Origin of the sequence: Mycobacterium sp. E136 (assembly GCF_001666865.1) — a bacterium.
Classification (GTDB): Bacteria; Actinomycetota; Actinomycetes; order Mycobacteriales; family Mycobacteriaceae; genus Mycobacterium.
In genome coordinates this window covers 1-13,175 of the sequence record NZ_LZJE01000047.1, presented here as the reverse complement: position 1 = coordinate 13,175, position 13,175 = coordinate 1, and the positions used below count along the sequence as shown (strand labels likewise).

9 protein-coding genes are annotated in these 13,175 nt (G+C 62.6%); 7 read left to right on the top strand and 2 right to left on the bottom strand.

All coding sequences use genetic code 11. From position 1 onward, the window contains the following. Positions 1-5,572 (bottom strand): non-ribosomal peptide synthetase (locus A5698_RS03575; protein ID WP_068293406.1); only part of this gene is annotated, 5,572 nt, incomplete at its 3' end. 942 nt (positions 5,573-6,514) lie between these two features. Here A5698_RS03575 and A5698_RS03565 point away from each other — a divergent pair. The 6 genes from A5698_RS03565 (at position 6,515) to A5698_RS03540 (ending at position 11,937) form a co-directional block, all read left to right on the top strand. Then, complete coding sequence (locus tag A5698_RS03565) at positions 6,515-7,327, top strand: ABC transporter ATP-binding protein (RefSeq protein WP_084792236.1); 813 nt, start codon at positions 6,515-6,517, stop codon at positions 7,325-7,327. Then, entirely contained in the window at positions 7,324-8,949 is a 1,626-nt protein-coding gene (locus A5698_RS03560) for an efflux permease Rv1217c-related protein (RefSeq protein ID WP_068293400.1), read from the top strand. The genes A5698_RS03565 and A5698_RS03560 overlap by 4 nt, the downstream gene beginning before the upstream one ends. A 233-nt stretch (positions 8,950-9,182) precedes the next feature. Next, the gene (locus A5698_RS03555) at positions 9,183-9,395 is read left to right on the top strand and encodes a hypothetical protein (protein WP_156670597.1); all 213 of its coding nucleotides are present in this window, start codon (positions 9,183-9,185) and stop codon (positions 9,393-9,395) included. 256 nt (positions 9,396-9,651) lie between these two features. Continuing rightward, positions 9,652-10,905, top strand: coding sequence for a cytochrome P450 (locus tag A5698_RS03550; protein WP_068293392.1), 1,254 nt, complete (start codon positions 9,652-9,654; stop codon positions 10,903-10,905). Between the two features lie 70 nt (positions 10,906-10,975). Further along, positions 10,976-11,401 (top strand): hypothetical protein, encoded by a 426-nt coding sequence (locus A5698_RS03545; protein WP_068293389.1) that lies wholly within the window; start codon positions 10,976-10,978, stop codon positions 11,399-11,401. Positions 11,402-11,544: 143 nt separating this feature from the next. Next, on the top strand, positions 11,545-11,937 hold the full coding sequence (locus A5698_RS03540) for an AMIN-like domain-containing (lipo)protein (protein WP_068293386.1): 393 nt from the start codon (positions 11,545-11,547) through the stop codon (positions 11,935-11,937). A 76-nt stretch (positions 11,938-12,013) separates the two neighbouring features. On the opposite strand, the gene A5698_RS03535 is transcribed toward A5698_RS03540, so the two are convergent. Further along, on the bottom strand, positions 12,014-12,514 hold the full coding sequence (locus tag A5698_RS03535; RefSeq protein ID WP_068293384.1) for a UCP032817 domain-containing protein: 501 nt from the start codon (positions 12,512-12,514) through the stop codon (positions 12,014-12,016). 59 nt (positions 12,515-12,573) lie between these two features. Here A5698_RS03535 and A5698_RS03530 point away from each other — a divergent pair, with 59 nt between their 5' ends. Next, the gene (locus tag A5698_RS03530; RefSeq protein WP_068293383.1) at positions 12,574-13,077 is read left to right on the top strand and encodes a hypothetical protein; all 504 of its coding nucleotides are present in this window, start codon (positions 12,574-12,576) and stop codon (positions 13,075-13,077) included. The last annotated feature ends 98 nt before the right edge of the window (positions 13,078-13,175 follow it).

Below are 13,175 nucleotides of genomic sequence, written 5' to 3'. Positions count from 1 at the left end.
ACCCCGGACGCCCCACATAACCAACCCCCACCCCACCACCACCCACATACAACTCCCCCACCACACCCACCGGCACCAAACGCAACCACCCATCAAGAACAAAAAACGCCGCCCCCACCACCGGCGCACCAATCGGCGGCACCCCCGAACCAGCCCGCAACGGCGCACTTTTGGCAGCCCACATCGTCGTCTCAGTCGGACCATAAACATTGAGCATCACCCGGCCCGGCGCCCACCGATCAACCACATCCGGCGGACAAGGCTCCGCCCCGATCAACAACGTTGCCGAGCCCAAATCCTCAGGCGAAAGCATCCCCACCGCAGAGGGTGTCTGTGCCAGCACACTGACGTGCTCAGTCACCAACAATGTTTGAAAGTCTTCGGGCGAACGGGCCACCGAGTCGGGCACCACCACGAGCCGGCCACCGAACAACAGTGCGGCCCAGATCTCCCACACCGAGAAATCAAAGGAATAGGAGTGGAATTGCGTCCACACCTGATCGGGCGCCAACTCCACACCGATATCCAGAGAGTCGAACAGCTGCAAGACGTTTCGGTGGGTGACTGTCACGCCTTTGGGAGCGCCCGTGGTACCCGAGGTGTAGATGATGTGCGCCAGATCATCTGGCGCTGGAGCTGGTAAAGCGCCAGCAGGCTGGTCGTCGATCCGCGGGTCATCGATTTCGATGATCTCCACGTGGCATCGGTCGAACCGATTGCGCAGAGCTGGCGTCGTGACCGCCGCGATCGGCGCAGCATCAGTCATCATGAAATCAATCCGCGCCGCCGGCAGCGTCGGGTCGATCGGCAAGTACGCTGCCCCGGTTTTGAGTACGGACAATATCGAGACAATGGCATCGGCCGAACGCGGAAACAGCAGCGCCACATATTCTCCCGGCCCAGCTCCACGGCTGGCCAGCAGATGCGCCAAGCGGCTCGCCCGCTGATCTAACTCCAGGTAGGTGATCGATCGGTCCTCGAATGTGATGGCTATCGCATCGGGCGTGCGGACCACCTGCTCGGCGAACAATTCCGGAATCGAAACGGGGGCGGTCGACGTGCTCAATGCTTGACGATTACCCATCTCATCGAGCCAGGCGCGCTCCTCTGCGTCGAGCAGATCAATCGATGAGAACCGCCGAGTGGGGTCTGCGGTCAACGCCGTCAACACCCGCCGGAAACGCTCGATCAGCGACTCAATACTGGCCGCGTCGAACACATCCGTACGAAACTCCACCGTGCCTCCGATGCCCGCCGGCGAACCGTCCGCGCTGAACGACTCCCCCAGGGCGAACGCCAAATCCATTCGAGCAGTGTTTGTCTCGACTGGCATCGACGTGACCTGCAGGCCCTCCAGCGCCAGCTCCGCGGCGGGGTCGCTGTTACCGGCGAACTGCCACCCCACCATCACCTGTATTAGGGGATGATGCGCCAGCGACCTGGTCGGATTCATCCGTTCTACGAGTACTTCGAACGGCACATCCTGATGCTCAAAAGCCGCCAAGCTGCGCTGACGGATTTGTGCCAACAGTTCGGCCACCGTGGGATCGCCGGTCAAATCGACGCGCAGCACGAGGGTGTTGACGAAGAAGCCGACCAGCTCGGCCAGTGCGGGATCGCGCCGTCCAGCGATCGGAAACCCAAAAGCGACCTCGGCGTTGGCACCCACTTTCGAGAGCAGCACCGCTAGAGCGGCCTGAACCATCATGAAGTTAGTGACATTGTGCTCGCGCGCTGCGCGCGCAACTTCCTCGTGCAACTCGGCAGACCAGTCCACCACCAGGCTCGCGCCGCGCTGATCCGCCACCGGCGGATAGGGCCGATCGGTGGGCAGCTGCAACCGCTCGGGCAGACCGGCCAGCGCCTCCTCCCAATAGGCCACCTGCGCGGTGATCGGACTCTCGGCGTCTTCGAGATCACCCAACAAACTGCGCTGCCACAACGTGTAATCCACATACTGCACCGGTAATGGCTCCCAGTCGGGAGCGACTCCGGCCATCCTGCTGGTGTAGGCGATGCCGAGATCCCTGATGAGGGGAACGATCGACCATCCGTCGGCAGCGATATGGTGCACCACGGTCACCAGGACGTGGTCATCATCAGTGACACGGAAAAGTACCGCCCGCAACGGAATTTCAATCTTCAGGTCAAATCCCTCGCGCACTGTCGCGCCGATGGTCTCGCTGACGCGACGTGCCGGCCAATCACTGGCGTCAACGACTTCCCATCCGAAGTCAGCCCGCTCAGGCGGAATCACCAGCTGCCGAGGAATTCCGTCAGGCGCCGGAAGCAGGGTACGCAGGCTCCCATGCCGCGCTATCACGTCGGCCAACGCCTTCCCGAGCGCGTGCGCATCCAACCGCCCGCGTAGTCGCAACGCCGCCCCCATGTTGTACATCGGCGAGGGTCCCTGCAGCTGGTCTATGAACCACAACCGTTGCTGGGCATACGACAGCGGCACGACAGCGGGCCGCTCCATCGGCGTCAAGGGTTGAACCCGACGTGATCCCACAATGATGCTGCCCGCCAGCTGAGCGACCGTGGGCGTGTCGAAGACCTTGGGGACAGAGACGTCGGCATTCAGTGCGGTGTTGACCGCCGCGGATAGGCGCATCGCCAGCAACGAGTCCCCACCCAGATCGAAGAACGAGTCGTCAACCCCGACCCGCTCTGTGCCCAGCACGTCAGCGAAGATGCCGGCCAGGATCTCCTCGACCGCATTGGCAGGACCCCGATATCGACCGACATTCTGAGATTCCGGCGCGGGCAAGGCGCGGGAGTCGAGTTTGCCGTTGGCCGTTAGCGGCAAGGCTTCCAACGTCACCACCGCGGCCGGCACCATGTAGGGCGGCAACCGCTCGGCCGATGCAGTACGGATCTCACCCGGGTCCGCGGTGCCGGTTATGTAACCGACAAGACGTTTATCGCCGGGGCGGTCCTCGCGCACGATTACCGCCGCCTGCTCGACCCCATCCAGAGCCGCCAGGGCCGCCTGGACCTCACCGAGCTCGATGCGATACCCGCGCACCTTGACCTGGTCGTCGGCACGCCCCAGATATTCCAACTGCCCATCAGGGCGCCATCGCACCAAATCCCCTGTGCGATACATTCTTTCGCTGAGGCCCCGAACACCGCCAAACGGGCACGCCACAAACCGCGAACCGGTCAACCCCGGACGTCCCAGATAGCCGACCCCCACCCCAGCACCGGCCACATACAACTCCCCGACCACACCAATTGGCACCGGGCGCAACCACCCATCAAGAACAAACAACGCCGCACCCGGAACGGGGTAGCCAATCGGTACGGCCGGCAAGCCTGCCTTCAACGGCGCGCTGACAGCGACACACATCGTGGTTTCGGTCGGACCGTAGGCGTTGATCATGACCCGGTTCGGCGCCCACCTGTTCAGCACATCGATCGGGCAGGCCTCGCCCACCGTCACCAAAGCCGCCGACTCCAACCCCTCGGTCGACAAATTCGCCACCGCTGACGGGGTCTGGGTCAGCACGCTGGCCCCTTCGGTGACCAACACCTGTCGGAAATCTTCGGGTGAGCGCACCACCGCATCGGGCACCACCAATAAACGCCCCCCGCCGAGCAGCGCACCGAAGATTTCCCACACCGAAACATCGAACGCCAACGAGTGGCTGTGCGCCCACACTCCCCTGGCCGGTAGACCCGCATCGAGGGAAGCCAACAACTGGGTCACGTTGTGGTGGGTAATGGCAACCCCTTTGGGCACACCGGTCGTCCCAGAGGTGTATATGAGGTAGGCGATTTCGTCAGCAGCTGGCGGCGACAGTGGAGCGCCGGACTGGACCTCGACGTCGGCACCGTCGAGATCGATCACGCGTAGACCGCTTGCGCCGAGCCTGTCGGCGAGGGCTGCCGTGCTGAGCGCGACTATCGGCGCGGCATCGGTCACCATGAAGTCGATGCGTTCCGCCGGCGATGCGGGATCGATCGGCAGATACGCCGCTCCCGTCTTGAGCACACCCATGATCGCCACGATCGCCTCGGCCGATCGCGGGATGAGCAGCGCTACGCACCGACCCGGGCCAACGCCCTGAGCGGCCAATAGATTCGCCAACCGATTCGTGGCCTCGTCGAGCTGCCGGTAGGTCCATGAAAGGCTGTCGAAGTTCATCACGATCGCGTCCGGGCTTTGGGCCACCCGCAAGGCGAACAGCGCGGGGATCGACAACGGAGGGATCTCCGGCTGAGCCAAGACGCCACGGTTACCGAATTCGAACAGCAGGGTCTTGTCGGGGTCATCGAGCACACTCACCGAAGACAACGGTCGTTCAGGGTCAGCGGCCATCGCCGCCAACACGCGCTCCAAACGCTTGACTAGATCCCGGACGTCGCAATCCGGAAAGGCCTGTCCGGCACCCACCGTGCTGAGGAAAAGCTCATCGCCATCTTTGAAGAAGACCAACCCGAACTCGACCGGGCCGGCGTGAGTCAAGGTTCCCGTCGCGGCAACGCCCGCAAGATGCCCGGTGTGTTTGGCGGGGATGTAATTGATGACCACACGATTCGAGGCCTGGCCGGAGCCGCGGAGACTCGCCCGGTAATCGATGGAGTGCACTGGGAATCGCTGATGCTCCAGTGCTTCTTCCATTCTCGTGTGGACTCGAACGCAGAAGTCGGCAATTGACAAGTCGGGCGGAACCTTCAATACCAGCGGCACCGATCCGCTGACCATTCCGGCCACCATCTGTATTTCAGGGCGCACACGTCTACTGACGGGAAAGTCCAGCACGACCTCCGCGCTCTCGGTCTCGAACGCGCGCACCAAAAGCGCGCAGGCCGCAGTGATCACCGAGACGCGACGCACACCCAGGGTCTCTGACAACGCTTGAATACCGGCGACCACCGAAGGGTCCAGGCGAATGGGGGCGGAAGGCTCATCGCTACGACCTGCTTCGGCCTGCATCCGATGACGCGGCCCGTCATCCTTGGGAAGATTTCTCATCCAGTAGGCGTAATCATCGAGGTATTCGGCAGAGGATTCGTAATTTGTCTCGCAATCAATCAGGTCGCTCAGCGACCCAAAGAAGGCGGGTGGAATAGGCTCCTCCCAGGCCATCGCGGAATATATATCCGCAATTCGGTGACAGATCAGTGTCAGGCCGATCCCATCGACCACGATGTGGTGGCAGCACGCAAACAGATAGAATTCGTCTGCCCGAGTGTGCAGCAACGCGAATTTGAATAATGGTCCGCTGAGGGGCATCAACGTCTGTTGGATCGACGAAGCCAGCCGAAGGGCGTCTTGGGCAGGATTCTCTGAGCTCAAGAGGTCGTAGCGAGCGAGCGGTACTTCGGGGTAGTCAACCAGCTCCTGGAAAACGTGGTCACCCACCTTGAAGAAGCTGGCTCGAAGTGGTTCCGCCTCCTGCACCACTTGTACGATTGCCCGCTCGAGCAGGCCGGGATCAATCTCCCCCTCAATGCGGACGAGCTCGCCCAACTGCCACTTAACCCCAAAAGTGCCTGATTCCTGAGCGAGCCAGATGTCCAACTGTCCCCGCGTAAGCGGAAAAGCCCGGTTTTCCAGTTCCATCCCACTCCCCACCCGAGAGGGTCGACTGATCAGAAGCTCAGCCGAATGCTTGGTTTCGTGCCGGCGTAGTGGCTGAAGTCAGCCTCTTCTTCATTGAGTGGCGCCGAAACGGCGTGCGCTCGGCATCGCCGTGAATGAACCGCCACGCGTCCACGAGCATCGACGTCCGACCGCAACTGTGCCCCTGGTCCGTTGCCAGGACGGCAGAGTTCCCGCCACCATCGTCGAGCCGGTCAGCGCTCATCGTGCTCCAGACCATCGCAAACATGACTTGAACCAGTCGATACAGACCCTACTGTTCCTCCGGAGGTCGGTCCTCCGTTTAGGCAAAGTTTTCAACTGAGTCCCAGGCCGCGGGCAGTAACTCTGCATAAGACCTCGTTTCCGGTCCATCTCCCGGGCTGCGATTTACTTGACAACGGTCCTACTTAGCGCGACTAGCATCAGTTACGCCCTTCATCGCATCGTTCTCGACAAATTTGACACCAATGCAAGATAAATCGCTCAGCGAATAGCCGCGCCCCGCGCGCTGCGGAATCAGCAAAGCACCACGAGGCCGAAAGCGGCGACCCGATTGCGATGTCCGACAACGCCGACCCGCGGCCGGTTCGAGGCGCAACCCGCCGCACGCGGGCCACATCCTGGCAAACCGTGATTCACATTCGGGGGAACGGACGGGGACGGTATCGCTGCGGCGTTCCGAAAACGGCGGATTGATGCACACACCGAAAAATGGCTCGCAGGAAGTGGAGAACAGGACCATTATCCGCAGAACAAGTCTGTTTCCGCGGGGGACGCGACGTATCGCGACAACAAAACACCGGAGAATGCGTCCACGGCTGCCTTACCCTTCTGGGTGTGGTTTCCGGTCACCACCCAGCTATTCATGTCCACGGCCTGACCAAACGGTTCGGACGTGTCGTGGCCGTCGAAGACCTCGAGATGACCGTCTTGCCCGGCGAAGTGTTCGGTTTCCTGGGCCCCAACGGGGCCGGAAAATCGACGACGATCCGCCTGCTGCTCGGGATGATCCGACCGACTTCTGGCAGTGCAATGATATTCGGTTGTGCCGCAACGGATGTTCGTCGATCACATGACCACATGGCGTACGTTCCCGCTGATGTCGCTCTATGGCCGAGATTGACGGGCGCTGAGATCCTGGAACTGCTGGGATGCCTGGGCCCTGGCGTCGACGTCGTTTATCGGAAGCAGTTGGTCGAGCGCTTCGCTTTGGACGTCCACAAGCAGGCCAAGACGTACTCGACCGGTAACCGGCAGAAGGTAGCCCTTGTGGCGGCATTCGCGACACGAGCCCCGCTTCTGGTGTTGGACGAGCCAACGAGTGGCCTGGATCCGTTGATGGAGAGGGAGTTTCGTGGCTGTGTCGCAGAAGCACGCGAGCGGGGCCAAACCGTGTTTCTCAGCTCTCATCAGCTGGCCGAGGTAGAAGCCGTTTGTGATCGAGTGGGTATTCTCCGTGCGGGGCGCCTCGTCGAAGTCGACACCATCGCCGATCTACGGCGGCTACGCCGGACCGTCGTCGAAGTGTCATATCGCGGCATCCAGCCCTCTCTTGTAGGTGTCGCCGGCGTATCCAATGTCGAGCATCTGAATCGAGAGAGGCTGCGGTTCAACCTGACCGGATCACCGGCAGGTGCGCTTCGAGCGCTTGGGGACGCCGACGTCACCGCACTCGCGATGCGGGAACCAACGCTCGAAGAGATCTTCCTCGCGTATTACGGAGAGGGGCGATGACCACCGCCCCGCCCCGTTCGGTGATCGACAAGCCGCAATCGGAGCAAGGGCGAGCGATGACTCGGCTCGCCGTTCGGCAGGTTCGCCGCGGCGCATTGATGGTCGCCGCCGCCTGTGCGGCGATGTCGGCGTGGGTTGCCAGCCAATATCAACCGATCGGAAACATGCTCGATGAATCTGGCCTGCAAGCCCTTGCCGAGAATTCCGCCGTCAGAGTTTTGTCCGGACCACCGGTCGCTCTCGACGATCCGGGTGGTTTCACCGTATGGCGCACCGCGACACCAGTGGCGCTGCTCGCGAGCGTATGGATTATCTTCGCCGCCACACACCTCACTCGAGGTGAAGAAGACGAAGGACGATGGGAACTCCTTCTCGCGGGGCGACTGCGCATGGCCGATATCCTCGTCCGCTGCCTAGCTGCCCTCGCTGCATCCGCGGCCTTGATCGGTGTGGCTGTCGCAATGGGCCTCTTGGCAGCACGTACCGAGGTGACTGGCACTCTGCTGTACGCGGGCGGGATAACGTGCACAGCCCTGGCTTTCGCGGCGATGGCCGTGCTTGCAGCCCAGACGGTGCCTTGGCGACCTGGTGCCATAGGGCTGGCCACCGCGGTTCTGGGCTTGGCACTTGCCTTGCGCATGATCGCCGACGGGTCGCATCGATTCGCCTGGTTCGCATGGGCTACGCCATTCGGCCTGACCACCCGCGCGGCACCGTACGCGGAGAATCGCATCCTGCCCCTCGTTGTGCTGATCGCATACCCGATGGCGCTCGGCGGAGCGGCCGTCGTCGCAGCACACCGTCGCGATCTGGGGAGCGGCATCATCGCAGCGCCGGTGAGCCGTCCGCCGCGAACTCGGCTGTTGGGGTCGGTCGAGGGGTTCGCTCTTCGCCGAACAGCGCGGAGCATGCTCTGGTGGACGACAGGCATCGCGGCATATTTCTTCGTGGCCGGAGCGCTGCTCGCCTCGATTCTGGACCTGGTCGAGACCCAACCCCGGTTCAAGGAACTCGCTGCGGCGGCCGGAACCGGCGGGGACGACCTTGCGAATGCGTTCGCGGCCGCCCTGTTCGGAGTGCTCGCGATCGCGACGGGGCTCTACGCCACAAGGCGTTTCGTCGTGATGGTCGCCGACGAGAAGGCCGGTCGATTGGCCTTGGTGCTCGCCCAGCCCATTCCCCGTATACGTCTGATATCTGCCGAGACGGCGGTGATCGCTGTCGGGGTCGCCGCCCTGCATGGCTCGGCGGCCGTCGCCCTGTGGTGCGGCGCCGTGACGACGGGCGCTCCGGTCCAGTTGAACCACGCACTGGCCGGGTCCACGACCTTCATTCCCGTGGCACTGCTCGCCGTGGGCGCCGCCGCTGTGGGCGTCGGGTGGTTCCCATCCGCGGTCGGTGCTCTCGGTGCACTTCCACTCGTTGGCGGATACCTGCTGAATGTGGCGGCGCAGACAACGAACCCTCCCGACTGGGTTGCAGATCTGTCGCCCTGGACGCACCTCACCGCAAGCCCTGATAAGCTGTTTGATGGGCTCGCCACCGCGATTTTGCTGCTAATCGGCGTCGGCTTGACCGCCCTCGGCGCGTATGGGTTCGTCAGGCGCGACACAGCAAATTGAGATGACAAATCTCACCGCCACCTCGCGACATACAGAACAGCTGACGCCCTGGCGAGCGATGCTGCGAGTCCGGCGGTTCAGCGCGACTGTGACCGGGCCACGTCGTCAGCGTCCTCCCGCTCGGCGGGCGGCCTCGCCCCGCGCCACCGGACCGTGGGTCGCGAACCGGCAACGAGGCGATCCAGACTGACTTACCATGGTCGGAGCAGCAAACGCCATTCAGAAGGTGCCCGATGTTGCGGCTCGCACCAGGAGGAATCCACATGGGGTTTATACCGGTCTTCGGAGAAATGAAGGAGACGGTCGAGGACGCCTTCGAACTTCTCAAGCGGGCGGTTACCGCCCTGGAATTGCTTGCAGCAGAACAGAAGCGGGCCAATGATTTGTACGTCGAAGTGAATCAGGGTGCGCCCCCTCGCGCCCGAATCGCCCGCAAGGTGCAATAGCCGCCGGAAGGCACAAGGGTCCGCCCGACTCGTCCCGGAGGACCAGCTGTCAGCAGACGGGTGCGTCTGGCGAAATGGACTTCGATGGCTAGCCGCCATGCCGGCGACCGGAGCTGATGCGGGCCCCGCGCCGTCGGCATCGAATCGCGGTATTCGGGGGGCCGCGGCCGCAAGCAAGGGGTTATCACCATCCGTCCGTCACCATTGCGTTCGTTCGCCTGGCGCTTAACATCGTTATATGCGTTGAGGGGGTGGCGTGAGCGATCTCGAGAACCTCGACTTTTTCACCGACAACTCGCTCGTCGATGATCCCTATGACTACTACGACGCGCTGCGACGTTGTCCGGTACAGCGCGAGCCGGCGCACGGCGTGGTGATGGTATCTGGATACGACGAGGCGGTCGCCGTGCAACGCGACCCCGACCAGAACCTGTCGGTGTGCAACATCGTGAGCGGTCCCTGGTCGGGGATCCCGGTCAACACCGCTACCGATGACATTTCGGAGGTGATCGAGCGGCACCGCCACAAGGTGACGTTCGGCGACTACTTCATAACGTTCGACCCGCCCAAGCACACCGCGCACCGCTCGTTGCTGAGCAAGTTGTTCACCCCCAAGCAGCTGAAGCACAACGCCGACTTCCTGTGGCGACTCGCCGACGAGCAGCTCGATTGCTTCATTGAGAACGGCAGCTGCGAGTTCGTCCTCGACTACAGCTTTCCTTTCACAGTGGTAGCGATCGCCCACCTGCTCGGCGTACCGGAGGGCGATCTCGAGCGGTTCCGAAGCGCTGCCGCGGTTAGCAGACTCAAAGGTGAAAGGCGCGACTTCGTTGGCGCAAGGGAAGAATGGTTCGTCGAGTACATCGAGGAGCGGCGTCGTGAACCGCGCAACGATGTCCTCTCCGAGCTTGCGTTGGCGAAATTCCCCGACGGCACGACACCCAGCGCGATGGACGTTGCCCGCGTCGCGACGTTCATGTTCGCCGCGGGCCATGGCACGTCGGTCGACTTCATGAGCAACGCGATGCTGCTGCTGGCGGAGCGACCGGATCTGCAAGAGGAATTGAGGGCAGACGGCCCAAAGATCTCAGCGTTCATCGAAGAGTTGCTTCGCTTCGAAAGTCCGATCAAGTCGAACTTCCGGATGGCACGGCGCACTACCAGGATCGGCGATGTCGACGTGAGAGCCGGTACGAGCATACTCGTGATGAATGGGGCCGCGAATCGCGATCCGCGACGGTTCGAGAAGCCCGATGAGTTCCGACTTGATCGTCCGAACGTGTTGCAGCACATCGCGTTCGGTCGAGGTATCCATACTTGCCCGGGTGCACCGATCGCGCGCATGGAAGCACGGCTGACCTTGGAGCGAGTTCTCGATCGCATGGCTGATATTCGGCTCGCAGAGCGCAAGCATGGTCCGGCGGGCGATCGTCGGCTGAAGTGGGACCGCACTTTTCTGTTCAGACGCCTCAAAGAGTTGCACCTCGAGTTCACGCATCTACGGTCCTGACGGGAAGGCGACGGTATCGGGAGTGCGACTCCCCGATGTCTATCCGGTTTATCATCGCTAACCTTCGAGGATGCGCCGCTGCGCGATCCTGATCGTCTTACTGGCGACGGTCCTCACCGGATGCGGCACGAAGCTGCCGGACCCGTCGACCTGGCCGTCGCTGTTGGTCGGAGACGACCCTCGGACCCTGGAGGCGGCGACCGCCGCAGCGCAGGAGTGGGCCGATCGTCAAGCAGCGGGCGACTTGGACGGCGCCTGGCTCATGATGAGCGCTCAGATTCAAGGCGGGATCAGCCAGGCCGATTACGTCATCCTCAGCCGAGAATGTGGCACGGGCACAGGCGATGTCCCGCTCACGATGATCGGTGTGAGGATGGATAGCGACGTTCGGGCCATCGTTCGCGCCAACCACGCGGAGAACCTCTCCAGTTCACCGTCGTTTACGAGGGCGGGAAATGGTTGGTGGCACCCGATGGCTACTTCGCGTTCGACCTGACCAAGCCAGTCGATGAGGTCATCGCCTACAGGCGGGCGACCGGCAGATGCAGAAACCAGACGCCCGCACCCACGTCCAGCCCCACGGCAGCACCCCCTTCCGCACATGGGTGGTCGGATGTGAAGGAGGAAAGGCCAGGCGCGATGGCGCATCTCAGTGCGGTGAGGATTGCCCGCCGCGAGTTCTCGGATCGACTGGTCTTCGAGTTCACCGATCGGGTTCCCGGTTACACCGTCGGATATCGGCCGCTGCCGGCGCACATGGATGCGTCCGGAGAGGAGATCCCGTTTCCGGGCGCAACCAAGATGTTGCAGATCAGCCTCAGGCCCGCGACGGCTGCCGGATGGGATGGCGGTGAGCGCACCTACTTCGGTCCGGACACCGTTTCCGGTGACACAGCGACGGTTACGGAGCTGAAGTCGGCGGGCGACTTCGAGGCCGTTCTGACGTGGGTTGCCGGCATGCGGGGGGAGGCGCCATTTGGCGTCGACGTCCTTGCGGATCCACCCCGCCTGGTGGTCGACGTCGAACACTGACGCTCTCGTACCCGCTGCGAAGTGTCAGACTGAGCCCCTTAGGGCGTTAGGCGTGCGAGGCCCGACGGACAAGCGATTAGATCAGACCGACTTTCTCTTCCGCGGTGAACCCACCCGGAAGTTCGCGCACGTAGAAGTCGTGGGTGTGGACGCTGAAATCCACTGCTGCGGTGGCAAATTCGTTAACCGACAAAACGGTGTCTCCCGTGTCGTCGATGAGGTGAAGGGTGTGGTCGTCGACGACGACAGTCAATTGCCCGGCCTTGTCGTTGATGACCCGGCTCGACGGAGCGACGCTTTCGGCGTCGTACCAGACGGCGGGCAAGGGGTGGTCGAAAAGCTCCTCGTATCGCCGGCGAAATTCGTCGAAGGAAGCCGCCTCCCGAGGACCGCCACCCGCTCCCGCCGTTTCGATGCTTCCACGTTCGCCGGCGAGCGCATACTGGATGTAGTCCCCGAAATAGCGATGACCGAACTCCGTGTATTCGATCGTGAAGAGGACGAAAGCGTGCCACGCCTCGTCGACCATCGCCGAGAACATGCCGAACGACTTGTCCGGAGTCGCCGCGCACAGCACGAGCTACTTCTTTGCCTCGGTGAAAGCTGCTCGGCGACCATCGGGGTGACTGCTACCCGATGCCGGACGAGTCGATCGACCACGTAGGCCGCGTCGAACGCCAACGCGCCCTCAAGCCGACCTTCGAGCGCCGACGTATTCACCGGACTATGCAGAAATTGCATGCGGCGCGCGCTACGGGCATGCACAAGGCGCCGGCGGTTCGCAGTGCGGGGCTCTCGATGGTGAGCCTGCCGATGGTAACCGTCTGGGTGGTGTTCTTCGTGTCTTTCATGGTGCGGACCTTCCTGGTTGTGCGGCTCCCGTCTGGAGCCAATCGGTCCATCAAAATTCGCGCGCGGTGGGAAATCGGTCTGTCGGCATATCAGGGGATGTACCGGGGGAACCCGCGGGTCCACCGGTCGGCGGAGCATGGTGATGACGTCATGCGTCCGGCCGACCTGCGAAAACGACGAGCCGACGCGCAGGGAGAGTCAAGGATCAGCCGAAGTGACTGTCAACCATCAGCCGAAACACTGTCAGTCATCACCCGAAGACCGAATGTCAGCCATCAACCGCAGTAATACACACAAAAAGTGCCCCTGGGTCAAGTCCAGGGGCGTGGTGTACGACGTCGTCGTGTGATTCTTCGTGGTGATCGGTTCAGGCGGTCAGTGCCGCG